Annotated in this window: 10 protein-coding genes; 5 read left to right on the top strand and 5 right to left on the bottom strand. The window is 37.6% G+C overall.

Annotated elements, in window-relative coordinates:
- The coding region (locus tag M0G43_RS14695) for an HYR domain-containing protein (RefSeq protein ID WP_248027689.1) at positions 1 to 5,436 on the top strand (5,436 nt) is incomplete at its 5' end.
- Between the two features lie 687 nt (positions 5,437 to 6,123).
- A complete protein-coding gene (locus M0G43_RS14690; protein WP_248027687.1) occupies positions 6,124 to 11,046 on the top strand; it encodes a LamG-like jellyroll fold domain-containing protein in 4,923 nt (1,640 codons plus the stop codon).
- A 57-nt stretch (positions 11,047 to 11,103) separates the two neighbouring features.
- On the opposite strand, the gene hisS is transcribed toward M0G43_RS14690, so the two are convergent.
- Complete coding sequence (gene hisS / locus M0G43_RS14685; protein ID WP_248027713.1) at positions 11,104 to 12,486, bottom strand: histidine--tRNA ligase; 1,383 nt, start codon at positions 12,484 to 12,486, stop codon at positions 11,104 to 11,106.
- Positions 12,487 to 12,651: 165 nt separating this feature from the next.
- On the opposite strand from hisS, the gene M0G43_RS14680 reads away from it, so the two are divergent.
- The gene (locus M0G43_RS14680; protein ID WP_248027685.1) at positions 12,652 to 13,893 is read left to right on the top strand and encodes an ABC transporter permease; all 1,242 of its coding nucleotides are present in this window, start codon (positions 12,652 to 12,654) and stop codon (positions 13,891 to 13,893) included.
- 53 nt (positions 13,894 to 13,946) lie between these two features.
- On the top strand, positions 13,947 to 14,315 hold the full coding sequence (locus M0G43_RS14675; RefSeq protein WP_248027683.1) for a hypothetical protein: 369 nt from the start codon (positions 13,947 to 13,949) through the stop codon (positions 14,313 to 14,315).
- On the opposite strand, the gene M0G43_RS14670 is transcribed toward M0G43_RS14675, so the two are convergent.
- From M0G43_RS14670 to rpsF, 4 genes are all read right to left on the bottom strand, one after another.
- Entirely contained in the window at positions 14,281 to 14,757 is a 477-nt protein-coding gene (locus M0G43_RS14670) for a DUF6495 family protein (protein WP_248027682.1), read from the bottom strand. The two genes, M0G43_RS14675 and M0G43_RS14670, sit on opposite strands and share 35 nt — an antisense overlap.
- 91 nt (positions 14,758 to 14,848) lie before the next feature.
- Positions 14,849 to 15,310: a 50S ribosomal protein L9 gene (gene rplI / locus M0G43_RS14665; protein WP_248027680.1), complete on the bottom strand. Its 462-nt coding sequence runs from the start codon at positions 15,308 to 15,310 to the stop codon at positions 14,849 to 14,851.
- 13 nt (positions 15,311 to 15,323) lie between these two features.
- A complete protein-coding gene (rpsR, locus tag M0G43_RS14660; protein ID WP_248027678.1) occupies positions 15,324 to 15,620 on the bottom strand; it encodes a 30S ribosomal protein S18 in 297 nt (98 codons plus the stop codon).
- Positions 15,621 to 15,622: 2 nt separating this feature from the next.
- Positions 15,623 to 15,961 (bottom strand): 30S ribosomal protein S6, encoded by a 339-nt coding sequence (rpsF, locus tag M0G43_RS14655; protein WP_248027677.1) that lies wholly within the window; start codon positions 15,959 to 15,961, stop codon positions 15,623 to 15,625.
- Between the two features lie 200 nt (positions 15,962 to 16,161).
- On the opposite strand from rpsF, the gene M0G43_RS14650 reads away from it, so the two are divergent.
- Positions 16,162 to 16,857 carry a LytR/AlgR family response regulator transcription factor gene (locus M0G43_RS14650; RefSeq protein ID WP_188604541.1) on the top strand — a complete coding sequence of 232 codons (696 nt, stop codon included), beginning with the start codon at positions 16,162 to 16,164 and terminating at the stop codon, positions 16,855 to 16,857.
- Positions 16,858 to 16,883 lie beyond the last annotated feature (26 nt).

The following is a 16,883-nucleotide window of genomic DNA, read 5'->3' as shown; positions in this document are numbered from 1 at the left end:
GTCAGCTGGACACCGCCAACGGCCTCGGACAACTGCTCACAGACACTGACAAGTTCTCACAGTCCTGGCGATACATTTGCTCTAGGTACCACAACGGTGACATATACCTCAACGGATGCCGCCAGCAACATTGACACTTGTTCTTTCGACATTACCGTTACCGATAACGAAAACCCGGTTATTTCCGGTTGCCCTGTCAACATCTCCGTGGCGAACGACGCGGGCAACTGCTCCGCAGCAGTCAGCTGGACACCGCCAACGGCCTCGGACAACTGCTCACAGACACTGACAAGTTCTCACAGTCCTGGCGATACATTTGCTCTAGGTACCACAACGGTGACATATACCTCAACGGATGCCGCCGGCAACCTTGATACCTGTTCTTTTGACATCACCGTCAGCGACAACGAGAACCCGGTCATTTCCGGTTGCCCTGTCAACATCTCCGTGGCGAACGACGCGGGCAACTGCTCCGCAGCAGTCAGCTGGACACCGCCAACGGCCTCGGACAACTGCTCACAGACACTGACAAGTTCTCACAGTCCTGGCGATACATTTGCTCTAGGTACTACAACAGTGACATATACCTCAACGGATGCCGCCGGGAACATTGACAGTTGTTCTTTCGATATTACCGTCACGGATAATGAAAATCCTGTTCCTAATGTTTTGTCACTTCCTACTATAAATGGTGAATGCAACGCTTCAGTTTCGGCACCTACAGCTACAGATAATTGCTCTGGCACTATCACAGCTACGACGTCAAATCCAACATCATATTCCGCACAAGGCACTTATACTATAGTTTGGACATATACAGATGCTAGTGGAAATTCTTCAACTCAAAATCAAACTATAGTTGTGGATGATGCCACACCTCCAGTCACTCCGACATTACCGACAATCAACGGTCAATGTTCTGCAACGGCCTCAATTCCATCTACGACAGATGCATGTGCCGGTACTCTTTTTGGAACAACTTCTGACCCTTTGACTTATTCAACTCAAGGCGCACATGTAATTACCTGGAATTTTAATGATGGTAATGGTAATAGTATCAATGTTACGCAAACCGTTTTTATTAATGATACCGTGGACCCAACAGCAATTTGTCGAAATATTACAATTCCATTAGATAATTCAACTGGAACTGCAAGTATCGTTGCAAGCCAAATCGACAATGGTTCAACAGATAACTGTGGAACCTCAAACCTGAATTATACATTATCTCAATCAACCTTTGATTGTTCAGATATAGGACCTAATATTATTGTATTGACTGTGACTGATGCTGGAGGAAATACATCCTCTTGTACTTCAACAGTCACCATAACAAGTCCTAACATTAATGGAGGTAACATTGATGGCTATCTGACAAACACAGAAAGCCCAGCCGACGCAACAATTGATGAAGTAATTGAAGTTACGGCTTGTCCTGATGAACCACAAAATGCTATCTTAACACTCAATGGTTATAATGGTAATATTATCAGATGGGAGTCTACAATTAATGGAGGCCTCACATGGAATACAATAAACAATACAACCGACACATATACTTATAATGATATTTTGCAAACCACAATTTTGAGAGCCGTTATTCAAATTGGATCTTGTCAGGCTTATTCAAGTTTGTTCTATATCGCAGTTGTGCCGCCAGATGTTCCACCCACTATTGTAGGTCCAAGTGAGTTTGACACTTGTCTCGGATCTAATATTACCGTTGTTGCCGAAAGTTCTTTTGGAATCATTCCTGATTTTAATGACGGCGGACAATTCAATCAAGCTAATCCTGAGGGATGGTCTGTAGATGGAACTGGACATATGCCTGCACCAGGAAACAATACTAATGCAACCACTTGGATTGAGACCAATGGACCAAAAAAATTTCAAGGTCGTTGTTTTGATACCACCGACAATACCAAGTTCGCAATTGCAAGTGGCAATGCAGGTGGGCCTTTCGCACCTTTGACATATTTGGAAACACCTATATTCAATACTTTGGGTCTTACGTCAGCCTTTCTTGAATTTGAACAAGCTTATTATCTTAATGCAGGGGCTTGGTGTCTAATCGAGCTTTCCGTAGATGGAGGTGCAACTTATCCAATTACTTTAGATCCTGGAGCGGGATTTGATTATACAGGACCGAGTAACACAGGGTTTTTAGCCAGTGTTCCAGGATTCACAGGACAATGTAGAAATACTTTAGGAACTTTGGTTGATAAACCAGTTTCAATTGACCTGCAAAACTATATTGGTTTAGTAGGCTTAAGAATACGCTTCACATTCAGCGGCAACACTGGTAGCGTATGGGCCATTGATAATGTAAGAATCCCAGATGCTCCTGTTGATGAGGTCATTGAATGGACAGATGAAAATGGTGTTGTAGTAACTACAGGTTCTACAACCACCATAACGCCAATAACTCCAGGTGTTCAAACTTATGGTGTTACTTCCTTAATTAATGGCTGCCGCTCTGAAGGAGATGAGGGTACCGAATTTATTTCAGTAAATGCAAGTTTTGCTTATGCAGGAGAAAACGTTACTCCTATAGCTGGAGAATGTGGTCAGACGACAGTTCAATTAGCTGCGTATGACAACACTTTAACGGCAATTCAAAATTATAACAATGGCGTATGGAATAACAATTATGTAGTTCCTGATTTGAGCTCCGGTGATACAGATTATCCTGGTACTGGAGAAAATGGATTCTGGTCCGTGGCTTCATCACCAACTAGTTGCGGTGGAAACTATTCATTTTCTAATGTCAATAGTCCAAATTCTACTTTTACAGGCGAGGCAGGCACATACACGTTGCGTTGGACCGTAGCTGGATGTGAAAGCACTGTTAATGTGACATTAGAAAACTGTCAGAGCATAGACTTTGATGGAACAAATGATTATGTTGTATTCGGAAATAATTATAATAGATCGGGGAATTTCAGTCTCGAAGCTTGGATAAAACCAGAATCATTGAGTGGAACGCAAACAATTCTTTCCAAAAGAAATGGTTTTAATATAGGTGCGGGTTATGATCTTAAACTAAACGGTAGTACTTTATCCTTCAATTGGAATGCTAATGGCTCTATCGCCTCACCTTATACATTGACCACAGAAAGATGGTATCACATAGCTTTGGTTTATAATTCTGGGACTTATACATTATATATGGATGGGATCGCAGTCAATTCTGCAAGTGGATCTGCTCCAAATACAAATAACATGAATTTTATATTAGGCGCAATGGATCAAGCCGGCAATCCACCCAATAAACCTATAAACTATTTTAATGGATGGATGGATGAAGTTCGAATTTGGAATAGGGCAATAACCCAATCTCAAATAAGACAAATGATGAATCAAGAAATTAGAGATAATGGTTTGGTTTCTGGTGAAGTTGTTCCTTTAGATATTGCTGGGCTTTCATGGAGCGATCTTGATGGTTATTATCGTATGGATATTGGTTGCGGTTCACTTTTGCCTTATGCAGGAACAATCAATGGTAAAATCAGAAATGTCAATTCCGCTCAACAAGAAACAGCTCCTATCCCATATACTTCAAGAGTTGATGGTCAACTTTGGCAAACGGACAATACTTGGACCAACTTTCCGGTTTGGGATACACCTAACAGTTTAGGAATTGATGGAACAACACCAATTGACTGGAACATCGTGAGAACATCTCACAACATCTTATCTGGTGATAAAGATATCGTTGTTTTGGGATTGTTGTCTGACAACACAAACAAGACGTTGTCAGTTACCGATCCAGGAAGTTCTCAAAATGAAAACAATAACGGTCAGAGTATACGAATTACTCATTACCTCAAACTTGATGGTACTATTGACTTATATGGTGAATCCCAACTCCTTCAAGATGAAGGTAGTGTTCTTGATGTTACAAGCGCAGGAAAAATTGAGCGTGACCAACAAGGTACAAGCAACCTTTATAATTACAACTATTGGAGTTCTCCAGTTAGTCCTGTGAACACGTCTGCCAACAATACCAATTTTACAGTTGATGGAATTTTAAGAGATGGTACTAACAGTGCAAACCCTCTAAACCTGCAATGGACCACGAATCATAATGCTAATGGAAATACAACCCCAAAAACTTTAAGTTCGAGATGGATATATTCCTATAGAGATTTTCCACAAAATAGCTACAGTGATTGGACACTCATTAGAGAAAATGGAGCTCTCGAAGTTGGTCTTGGCTATACCATGAAAGGCAGTGGTGCTGCTACCGCTGAACAAAACTATGTTTTTGTTGGAAAACCAAACAACGGTACAATTACCAATACCGTAAGTCCAAATTATCAAACATTAGTTGGAAATCCATATCCATCAGCCATTGATGCTAATGCATTTATTTTAGACAACGTTCCAGGCACAGGCAGTGGAAGTATCGATGGAACTTTGTATTTCTGGGAGCATTACGTTTCAAACGTTACACATGTTCTCGAAGACTATGAAGGAGGATATTCGGCCTACAATTTAACAGGAGGTGTAAGTACCGTTATACCCGATGGCATCAGTGGAGCTGGCTCGTCCACAAAAACCCCTGGAAGATATATTCCTATAGGACAAGCTTTTTTTGTTACTGGCACTCCAGTTGGAGGAAACATTTCATTTCATAACAGTCAACGGATCTTCGTAAGGGAATCCCTCGGAAATTCAGTATTTTTAAGATCAAACGGTACGAGTACAGTTGAAGAAACTAATAATCTGGCAACCGAAATCAAAAGGTTAAGGTTGCAGTTTTCTTCTGACGATGGTTTAATCCGTCCACTACTTTTAGGTTTCATAGACAACAATGCAGCAACTGATGGTTTCGATTACGGTTACGATGCCCTCTTTACGGATGAATTCCAAAATGACATGTTCTGGCTTATTGAGGGTGACAAGTATGTGATACAAGGTGTCGGAAGTTTTGAGGAAACAAAGTTATATCCTTTGCAAATAAGTATGACAAATCCAGGGAATATTCACATCTCTCTTGAAGAACTTGAAAATTTTGAAGATAATATAAATACTTACATATATGATGCCGTTTTGCAGACCTATTTTTTAATCAACCATTCAGATTTTACCATTAATTTAGAACAAGGCAATTATGAAAATAGATTTTTTGTTTCTTTCATGGATCATAATATTTTATCAATTAACACTCCAGAAGGTATAGACTCCATTTATATTAACTATATGATGGATGCTAAAGAAATATTAATCAAGAATCCTAATCTATACGAAATTGAAAAAGTAGAATTGATAAATATCCTGGGGCAATCAGTAAAAAAGTGGGGAGAGGAGCAATTTGATATTACAAATTTTGATATAAGAATTCCGTTACAGTTTGTTTCCGAAGGTGTTTATATCGTAAAAGTTCATACCAACAATGATGTTTACGAAAAGAAAATCTTATTCAGAAATTAAGCTTCAATAGTTGTAAGAAATTAATTCAGATAAAGAAAAGGCGATCATTTGAGATCGTCTTTTTTTATTCCAAAATGGGCTGAATTGATAAATGAAGCTGGTCAAAAAAAAAAAAAATTGTATTTCGTCGGATTTATTTGCGTTTCATGGAATTTTATGTATATTTGAGCCGAAATATTAAAAGAACAAATCTAATCCAATAGAATTATGACGAAAGTTATCACAAAAATTTTTATGTATTTTGTCGATTATTTTTGCATTTCATAGATTGTTATTTAAAATAATTATTATATTAGCCTAAAATTTGGAAAATTAAATTTGGACCCCAACTCTAAATCAAACCTATGAAAGCAAAACTACTTTGTTATTTTGTAACAATTTATACCTCAATAATTAAGGTCAAAAACGATGCTGCAAAATACAGTAAAGCCCAAATAAGTTTCAATGCATATTTGTTGGTTTTATCTTTCCAAAGAATTTACAATCGTTCATTGCACAATTTTAAATTGGGACGACAGGGTCATCAAACCTTCCCTATCAATTGTAGTTCTCTGAATGATTATATTAATAACTATAGAAATTTGAATTTACATATATAAGGAATACCCTCTTAAGCAGTTAATTGATCCATTTTAAAGTTTCCCTCAAAAAATTGGTAATTAATCCCAAATCTAATTTTAACCGCTTATGAAAACGTTAATTTTATCACTAAAACAAAGTCTATTCTGGATACTATTCATCGTAGCATTCAATTCATTCTCTCAAACAGTTCTTTATACAGATAACTTTGAATCTGGTTTCGGAAACTGGGTTGATGGAGGCGGAAACTGTAGGCTTACAAATCCAACATCCTTAAATTCCGGACAAACTGTTGAATTGCGAAATGGCACAGGGACATCTGTTACCTATACCAACAATATCAATTTTACACCGTATACCTCGGTATCAATAGAATTCATATTTAGGGTTGAAGGAATGTCAAACGGTGAGGATTTCGATCTTCAATATTCAAATAACGGTGGAAGCTCCTACACAAATTTGTTCACTTATACGGTAGGTTCAAATATTTTAACCAATACAAATTACAGCCATTCAATTACACTGACCGATGCGGCTTATTCTTTTAGCAATAACTCAAGGTTCAGGTTCAGGTCCAACGGAAATCACAATCAAGACAAAGTATTTATTGACAATGTCGTAATAACAGTATTTGCAGGACCCGAAATTGACGTAAGGGGTAGTAATATATCTATTGCAAATAATGACACCACTCCAAGTATTGGGGACAATACTGATTATGGCAATGTTAATGTTGGTTCTATTGTCACTAAAGTATTTACTATTCACAACACAGGAAGTGGAAGTCTTAACATTTCCGGAATTACATTATCAAATAATACGGATTTTGCAATAACGGGAACACCATATTCGTCCCCAGTAGCTGGTGGTAACAGCACGTCTTTTAATTTAAGATTTAAAACATTAACTGTTGGTACCAAAACGACCACGGTAACAATTACCAATAATGATACTGATGAAGGTACTTACAGCTTTTTGGTAAGAGCTGGTGCGGAACAAAACTTTTTTGATAGTGATGGTGATGGCGTATATGACAATGTCGACATAGATGATGACAATGACGGTATTGTAGATAGTGAAGAAGAACTAGCCTGCAAGAGTTCACCTACCGCAACTTCTGTTAATTATAAATTTTTGAATGAAACCTTTGGTACTGGCACTGGTCGTACAACAATAAACACAAACAACTATGCTGCTACAACCTCCTATTGTTATGAGGATGGCACTACCGGAACCAATACCGCAGCATGCCCTTTTATGTCCAGTCGTATATTGGATGATGGCGAGTACACTGTTGTGTCTAAAATAACAGGAACGGTTGCAAGTGATCCGGAAAACATCCACGGAGATCTTGCTTGGACGAATGCACCTGATCATACCCCAGGAGATACGAATGGTAGAATGGCCGTATTTAACGCGAGCTTTACCCCTGGCGTGTTTTATGAAACAAACATAACAGGAGTTTTATCCAATATCCCTATAACTTATAGTTTTTGGGCCATGAATATTATGTCCCAAGCATATTATCCTGGAACTATCCACCCAAATATTACCGTTCAATTTTTAGACTTCTCTGGAAATATTTTAGCAACAATAAACACTGGACCTTTTGGAAGATGTTCAGGAGGGACTTCGGATAATTCTTGTTCTCAAAATGTATGGAAACAATTTACAACAAGTGTCAATCTTGGTGATATTACCGATTTCAAAGTTCGATTTATCAACAATGCTTCAGGTGGTGGTGGAAATGACTTGGCAATTGATGATATCGTCATTGCGCAAACTCTATGTGACACCGATGGTGATGGTGTGGCAGATGTCTTTGATTTAGATTCTGACAATGATGGTATTCCAGACGTTGTAGAGGCAGGTCTAGGAAATTATAGTGAAGGAAAAGCTACGTTGACAAATACCATTGGCTGGGTCGATACCAATGGTAACGGCATGTTGGATTTAGCCGAAGGGCATATTACACTTGATTCAGATGGAGACGGCAGACCTAACTATTTAGATCTGGATAGTGATAACGATGCCATCTTTGACGTTGATGAATCTGGTGCCGGTAATACTGCCGATGTCAAATTCCAAAATGGTGATGGTGATATCGATGGAGACGGAGTTGGTGATGGCCCAGATTCAGATAGTGTGAGACTTAAAGATTTTGATTCTGACGGCACCACCGAAACCTTTACCGATGGTATTTTGGATATCTACGACTACTATAATGGAAGTTCATTTGCAGCGGCCTATGGAAATAGCAATCAGGGATCGGGTTACACTTATTTTGTCAAAGATTCCGATAATGATGGAATTCCTGATTATATTGATATTACTTCTGACGGCTCTACATATGATATTTCACATACTTTATATGCCAGTTTAGATACGAATAATGATGGGCGTGTTGATGGAAGTGGTGATGCCGACAAGGATGGAATATTAGATTTATTTGACACTAATGATGCATTGTTTGGATCTCCGAGAGATTTGGATCGAAAACTACATTTATATTTCGATGGTCGAAATGATTATGCGCAAGATGTATCTGTCATAAATGGATGGGGTGAAGTTAGCATGATGGGATGGATAAAAATTGATCCGACAGGAACGGGCGTACAGCGTGTTATGGGACAAAATCAATTCTATTTGGAATTACAATCCAACAGAACCATGAGAGTTGTGGCCAATGGTAACCTTTTGACTTCCGCACGACTCACAACAAATCGTTGGACTCATGTTGCAGCTACTTATAGCAGTAGTTCCGGATTGCTAAAATTATACATTAATGGTGCAGAGGTGGGATCTACCTCCGTTTCAGGTTCCCTACCTTCTGATTCAGCCTTATTAACTTTAGGTAAAAATGCCACGGCTAATAATAGATATTTCCAAGGGTTCATGGAAGAAGTCAGAATTTTCAATAAGGCTCTTTCAGCTGACGAAATTCAAAAAATGGTTTATCAAGAAATCCAAAATAATGGCGGAACTGTAAGAGGAGCAATTATACCTCGTGACATTACTAATTATATTAGTGCTACAAATATAGTTCCGCTGAACTGGTCTTCTTTAAAAAGATATTATAGAATGGACACCTATAAAGGCGATATCATTGATGACTTAAGCACAGCTGCTATTGATGTTAGCTCTGGCGCTAGAATTTATAACACCAAAATAATTGATTATCAAAATGCGCCATTACCATTTGTTACTAACCAAAGCGGCACATTATCAACTGCCGTAAACGTCACAGCAGATGGGGTTTTCGGAAACGATGCAATTACCTATGATTGGTCTATTGTACATGTGAAAGACAAGGGAATCAATTATAGTGGTACTCAAAAGCATTTAGGTTTAATTATCAATCAACTTGATGCAAGCTCTACCCCAATTGATTTTAATGTTCAAGGTGATTCTGAATTAAATGTAAGCTGGTATTTGAAAGTTGACGGAACCATCAATTTAGAAGGAGAGTCTCAACTTGTTCAAGGTGATGACAGTGTATTGGATGTATCGAGTAGAGGAAAACTTCAAAAAAACCAACAAGGAACGGCTGATAAGTTTACCTACAATTATTGGTCCTCTCCTGTTGGCGTAAGCAATACCACTACTAACAATAACAGTTATAGAGTTAGGGATGTTATGAAAGATGGCCCTAACAATATAAACTGGTTGACATCAGGTTACAATGGAACCAACACTAGTCCGGTTGGCATAGCAGATTATTGGATTTGGAAGTTCGCCAATCTACCGGATGATTCCTATGCGTCATGGCAACATGTCAGAAGCACAGGAACTATGAGGGCTGGTGAAGGATTTACTATGAAAGGTCCGGGTACAGGCTCTATATTGACTCCACAACAGTATCTGTTTACTGGAAAACCTAATAATGGAAACATTGATCTAACACTAAATGCTGGTAACGATTATTTGGTAGGTAACCCGTATCCATCAGCTATCGACGCCGATAAATTTATCATTGATAATGGCCCAGTCATCGCTGGAAATGGAAGTACCACTGGAACACTCTATTTCTGGGAACATTGGGGAGGTGGTTCGCACAACCTTGGTGACTATCAAGGGGGTTACGCCACATACAACCTTTCAGGAGGAACTCCATCTGCTTCTTTAGGCACTAATGATCCGGATGTAGGAACAGGTGGTGTGCCAACAAAAGTACCAGGAAGATATATACCTGTAAGCCAAGGGTTCTTCGTGGTTGCAGAGGGTGCTGGCGGAACTATTAAATTTAGAAATAGCCAAAGAATATTTATGCCAGAAGGTACAGCAAACTCTGTATTTGTTAGAAGTGCTGAAAACGCAACCACAACAAACTATAATCCTGATGGCGAAGATTTAAGAATGAAATTCAGAATTGGATTTAATTCAGTGAATACAATTCATAGACAGTTATTATTGACAGTTGATGATAATGCAACCATTGATATAGACTGGGGTTATGACGCCGCTCACATCGATGAACAAATGGATGATATGTACTGGATGATTAATAGTGAGAAGTTCAATATCCAAGGTGTCGACACGATTACAGAAGCAAGTATAGTGCCTTTAGGATTACATTTGAGAGATGGCGGACAAACCAAAATAAGTATTGACCACCTTGAGAATGTTCCTGATGACGTAAACATTTTTGTTCATGATAAAATCACTAATATCTATCATAATTTAAGACAACAAGGTGATTATGTATTTAATCTCGCTCCAGGTACTTATTTAGATAGGTATGAAATCACATTTAGAGAAGGTTCGGCTTTAGGTGTTGATGAGAACGATCTTACTGCTTTAGAAGTTTACTATGCTAATGCAATGGAAAGTATCGTCCTTGTGAATCCAACGTTGAGAGAAATTAAAAGTGTCGAAATGTTTAACCTATTAGGACAATCAGTAGTAACCATCAAACCGATAGAGAATGTCACTTATTCAGAATATAAGGTCAAAAACTTGAGTGTCGGAACCTATATAGTTAAAATGATTACAGACCATGGTACAACGTCTAAAAAGGTTCTAGTTAAATAGACTCCCCAAATCATATTTAGCTTCAACCATAAAGCTCCCATTAATTTGGGAGCTTTTTTATTGAAGTTTTTCTATAAGTTGTTCTAAAGATAGCTGTTGCTGTTCACCAGAATTCATATGTTTTAAAGTAAATGCTTTTGATTGCAATTCCGATTCACCCACCAGAATTACATTCGGAATATTGCGTTTATTGGCATGATTCATCTGTTTAATGAATTGTTTTTTGGATGTCGAAGCATCCGGATACAATTCAGCTTTGATGCCTTTTGAACGCAATTCTTTGATAGCCATCAAGCAAACCAAAGCCTCTTTTTCTCCAAAATTTAAAAACAAAGCTTTCACTGTATTGCTAATGGTTTCAGGAAATAAACACAATGCTTCAAGTACCAAATAAATTCTGTCAAGCCCAAAACTGATTCCCACACCACTCATGTCCTTCAATCCAAAAATCCCTGTAAGGTCATCATAGCGACCACCACCTCCAATGGAACCCATCTCAACACCCTTTGGTGCTACAATCTCAAAAATGGCTCCTGTATAATAGTTTAAACCACGTGCCAACGTCACATCCAACTGTAAAGTGGCTGTTTTTAAACCTAATTCCATTATAGCATTATTGATGAACTCTAATTCTTTAATGCCAGTTTTCCCTTGTTCAGAAGACGACAAAATCGATTTCAATTCTTCAATCTGTGAGGCAAAACTACCAGACAAACCAAACAAAGGCTGTAATTTGTCAATTCCTGATTGCGGAATACCCTTGGATAGCATTTCTTCTTTGACTTTCTCCTCTCCTATTTTATCGAGTTTATCCAAAGCCACTGTAAAATCAATCAACTTATCCTCTGCACCAATCACTTCTGCAATGCCAGCCAAAATTTTACGGTTATTGATTTTGATGGTAACACCTTCTAATTTCAGAGCGGAAAAAACCGCATCATACAATTGTACAAACTCCACTTCTTGCCACAAGGATTTCGAACCTACTACATCGGCATCACATTGATAAAACTCTCTAAATCGTCCTTTTTGCGGTCTATCCGCTCTCCAAACCGGCTGAATCTGATAGCGTTTGAATGGAAACTCAATATCGTTTTGATGTTGCACCACATACCTTGCAAAAGGAACTGTTAAATCGTAGCGAAGGGCTTTTTCGGAAATTGAGGGTGTAATTTTGTTTGAATCCTTATTAACGTAGGCACTTTCATCAGCTTTATTCAAGAAATCACCAGAATTCAAAATCTTAAAAATCAATCGGTCGCCTTCTTCACCATATTTTCCCATCAAGGTTTCCGAATTTTCAAAACTTGGTGTTTCTATCGGTTGAAATCCATACAATTCAAATTGCGACCGGATGGTTTCAAAAATATAGTTTCGCTTTGCGACTTCTTCTGGATTAAAATCCCTTGTGCCTTTTGGTATACTCGGTTTTTGTGCCATGTTCACTTCCCACGAAAGTGGGAATCTCATTTAAGTTATACATAATCTCAAACAAAAATATCACAAATTTCAAAGGCAGTCATAAGTTATTTCAATTTTATAGTAACTTTATGGAGCTTTTATAGACATACATTACAGCCGACAGAACGATACTAAAAAAGATTTATGTTTTCATTATTTAGGGAAAATATCCGCATTGCCTTCGGGTCTATAAAATCGCAATTGCTTCGTACCATTTTAACCGTATTAATCATAGCAATAGGAATCACTGCTTTGGTAGGTATTTTGAGTGCAGTATCGGCACTTGAAAATACGATTTCTAGTGATTTTTCTTCCATGGGAGCTAATACGTTTAATATTCAGAGGTATGAATTCACCGCACAGCGACAAAGCAGCAGCGAAGCTCAAAAAATCAATCCAATCATTAGCTATACTGAAGTAAAAGCATTTGAGGACACCTACAATTTTCCCTACACTAAAACCTCTGTGTCATTTGTAGGCAGTGGTACTGCGGAAGTGAAATACGAAAACAAAAAAACGGATCCAGAAGTTACCATTTTGGGTATCAATGAAAATTATATCCAAAACTCCGGTTTGGAAATCAGTGAAGGTAGAGAGCTTAATTATTTTGATGTTTTGAATAACAATAATGTGTGTTTGATAGGAAGCGATCTGGTCAAATCCATTTTATCTGATGTGAATCCAATTGGCGCCATGATTAGCGTTCGAGGTGCTAAATTCAAAGTGGTCGGTGTTTTGAAATCGAAAGGGTCTACGTTTGGCAACAATCAGGATTTGCGGGTTTTTATTCCATTACAAAAGGCGCGTTCGCTATTCACCCAACCCAATATCAACTACAATTTGAGTGTGAAAACCGATAACAAAGATATGCTAGATGGTGCGCAAGATGAAGCCATATTGACTTTTAGAAACATCAGAGGTTTGACACCAGTGGAGAAAAATAACTTTGGTATCGAACGAAGCGACGACCTACTTAACAGAATTACAGATATAACGCAATATCTTTATATGGCTGCGTGGATCATCAGCATCATCACCATTACAGGTTCTTCTATTGCTTTGATGAATATTTTATTTGTATCTGTTACCGAACGCACGCGTGAAATAGGCGTTAGAAAGGCGCTTGGAGCCAAAAAGAAAACGATTGCCACGCAATTCTTTATGGAAGCCATTATCATTGGTCAGTTGGGAGGAATCTTGGGAATTATCCTTGGAGTGCTCATTGGTTATCTTGTGGCGTCTTTAGCAGAATTTCAATTTGCAACACCTTGGTTGGCGATGTTTAGTGCGTTTACCATTGCATTTATTGTGGCCATCGTCGCAGGTTTGATGCCTGCTGTTAAAGCTGCCAGATTAGACCCTGTTGAGTCTTTGAGATACGAATAAGGATCGCTTCGATTTTAAACGTTAGGCGGTGTAACTATGAGACATTAAAATTTATGGATGAAGTTATCACGTTAAGGCTTGACCAAAAGCTTGAATTCCACCTAAATGACTATAGTTTTGAAATAATAGACGATTCAGAAGTCAATAACGAAAGCATCTACACTTACAAAGAATTAGAATCGGTTGAATATGTAGAGAGAAAGGTAAATTGGATAGTTACCGTGGGCAGCTTCCTTGTCGAGCTAATTATGCTTGGAACTGGAGGCAGCAGATATAGAGATAGAAGCCACTTAAGAATAAAACATAATGGCCAACTGCTTAAAATCCAAACTCGCAATGTTGATAAAGAAAAAATGGAGAAATTAGTAAGCTTTTTGGAACAGAAAATTATTTCGGACCAACCAACTTCTCAAAATACCTAAATAATTCCCCTTTTGTAATCACGGCTCCTTGCTGAATCAGTTTGAACTTATCCAAGTATTTATCGTCAGTATAGGACTTATTTGCAGTTAAAAACTCGACATCATCAGATAATAAATTGTTTCTAAACCAATCAAATCCGTCGGTTGTTGTCAAATCTGTGGCTTCATTCTTGATTTTGATGGCAATCAGATGCATAATATCTTCTTTTAAGCAGAATAAATGCATTTGATGCGCCGAAATATGCTCGAGATACTTTACTTGGCCTAAAACGCCTTCCCAAACCAAATCGCTGAAAACATCCAATTCTTGCTCGGCAACTTCGGGTTTATTTTGTTTGATATCAGTCCATTCGTCCGCCGTAATGGATTGTGTGGCCAAAAAATTGATAAACTCCTTGTGCAACTCTTCAAATTGTTCTTTGGTAAGTCTTGTATATTTCATAAAAAGCTTGTTTGATTCCCGTATGCCGAAAATCCGAAAAATGAAAAAGCCTCAATGTTGGTTGAGGCTTTTAAAAAATTTATTTTGAGTATTAAGCTTCAGCTACAACTTCAAAAGTCAAATCTACAGTTACATCTCTGTGTAATCTGATAACTGCATCGTACTGACCCAAACGTTTAATCGTACCACCATTGATAGAAATATACTTTTTATCAACTGTGTGTCCAGCCTCGCTTAAAGCATTTGCCAAGTCGATATTAGATACCGAACCAAACAATTTAGCACCAGCTGCTGCACCTGTTCCAGCGTTTGCAGGAATCTTGATTTCCAAACCTTTGATGGCTTCAGCAGTTTTTTGAGCTTCGTCGATAACTTTCTTTTCTTTGAATGCTCTTTGTTTCAAATTTTCTGCCAATACTTTTTTAGCAGAAGCAGTTGCCATAACTGCCATTTTTTGAGGAATCAAAAAGTTTCTACCATAACCGTTCTTAACTGTTACAATATCGTCTTTAAATCCTAAATTTTCAACGTCTTGTTTTAATATAAGTTCCATAGTTATGCTTTTATTATTTTAATAAATCTGCTACATAAGGCATCAACGCAAGGTGACGCGCTCTCTTTACTGCAGTAGATACTTTTCTTTGGTATTTTAAAGAAGTTCCTGTCAAACGTCTTGGCAACAATTTACCTTGCTCGTTTACAAAACTCAATAGGAAGTCAGCATCTTTGTAATCAACGTACTTAATGCCAGACTTTTTAAAACGACAATATTTTTTCGTTTTGCTTGTGTCGATATTCAATGGAGTCAAATATCTGATTTCTCCATCTTTTTTTCCTTTAGCTTGTTGTTCTATTGATGACATAATTACGCTTTTTGTTTGTTTCTAGTTCTTCTTTTTTCAGCCCAAGCGATTGCGTGTTTGTCTAACTTTACAGTTAAATAACGCATAAAACGCTCGTCACGTCTAAACTCTAATTCCAATGGAGCAATAGCTTCACCATCTACAGTGTACTCAAATAAGTGATAAAAACCACTCTTTTTGTTTTGGATTGGGTAAGCCAATTTTTTAAGGCCCCAATCTTCTTTAGATATCATCTTCGCTCCTCTAGAAACAAGAAAATCTTCGTATTTCTCTACTGTTTCCTTTATCTGTGTGTCAGATAAAACGGGATTCAAGATGAAAACAGTTTCATAATGATTCATAAAAATCGTATTTAATTATTAAAAATTGGGTGCAAAAATACATATAAATTCCAATTCTGGCAATATATTTGTACAATAAAATACTAAAAGCTTCTAAATGTTAAAGTTTTGTTAAATGAAACAGTTTAACGATGTTTTTTGGTTTTTATCCGAATTTTTCGTACTATTGTCGATATCTTAACCTAATAAATTATAATGTTATGACCTTAAACTGTGTAGTAGTCGATGATTCTGCGATACAACGTCTATCGATTGTAAAGTTAATTGAAAACCATTCTTCCCTTAACCTTATTGCAGAATATAGTAGTGCTTTAGAAACAAAGAACGGCCTGAATACCCACAAGGTCGACCTTATTTTTCTAGATATTGAGATGCCTGTATTGAATGGTTTCGAGTTGCTGGATGTGCTAAATAATAAACCCCAAATTATTTTTGTCACTGGTAAAACGGAATATGCATTCAAGGCTTTTAATTATGATGCTACAGATTATCTTCAAAAACCAATTACAAGAGAACGTTTTAACACTGCCGTAGAAAAAGCTTTAGAGCAGCACAAATTGAAGTTGGACTTTAATGAAACGGATGGTGAACATATTTTTGTAAAAAGTAACCTTAAAAAACGTAAAGTTTACATTAAGGATATCAAATGGATTGAAGCACTTGGTGACTATGTAAAACTAGTAACCGAAGAAAACAGTCTTGTCGTACTTTCTACAATGAAAGCATTTGAACAAGAATTACCAGAAGGTAAGTTTTTGAGAATCCATAAATCTTACATCGTTAATCTAGACAAGGTAGACCGATTCAACAGTAAAAATGTGGAAGTTGGAGCGTATGAGATCCCATTGAGCCGAAACAAGAAGTCGGATTTGGTCGAAGCACTAAACAACATCTAAAAGAATTACTTTTTCACCCTAAAAAA

The sequence above is a fragment of the Subsaxibacter sp. CAU 1640 genome, from assembly GCF_023156585.1.
Lineage (GTDB): Bacteria > Bacteroidota > Bacteroidia > Flavobacteriales > Flavobacteriaceae > JBPOFM01.
This window is presented reverse-complemented; position numbering and strand designations above follow the sequence as displayed.

What these genes read in the sequence shown, in the direction of transcription:
- rplI (WP_248027680.1), bottom strand. Translation starts at nt 15,310, where the DNA reads ATGGAACTTATATTAAAACAAGACGTTGAAAATTTAGGATTTAAAGAC.
- M0G43_RS14680 (WP_248027685.1), top strand. Translation starts at nt 12,652, where the DNA reads ATGTTTTCATTATTTAGGGAAAATATCCGCATTGCCTTCGGGTCTATA.
- rpsR (WP_248027678.1), bottom strand. Translation starts at nt 15,620, where the DNA reads ATGTCATCAATAGAACAACAAGCTAAAGGAAAAAAAGATGGAGAAATC.
- rpsF (WP_248027677.1), bottom strand. Translation starts at nt 15,961, where the DNA reads ATGAATCATTATGAAACTGTTTTCATCTTGAATCCCGTTTTATCTGAC.
- M0G43_RS14650 (WP_188604541.1), top strand. Translation starts at nt 16,162, where the DNA reads ATGACCTTAAACTGTGTAGTAGTCGATGATTCTGCGATACAACGTCTA.
- M0G43_RS14675 (WP_248027683.1), top strand. Translation starts at nt 13,947, where the DNA reads ATGGATGAAGTTATCACGTTAAGGCTTGACCAAAAGCTTGAATTCCAC.
- M0G43_RS14690 (WP_248027687.1), top strand. Translation starts at nt 6,124, where the DNA reads ATGAAAACGTTAATTTTATCACTAAAACAAAGTCTATTCTGGATACTA.
- M0G43_RS14670 (WP_248027682.1), bottom strand. Translation starts at nt 14,757, where the DNA reads ATGAAATATACAAGACTTACCAAAGAACAATTTGAAGAGTTGCACAAG.
- hisS (WP_248027713.1), bottom strand. Translation starts at nt 12,486, where the DNA reads ATGGCACAAAAACCGAGTATACCAAAAGGCACAAGGGATTTTAATCCA.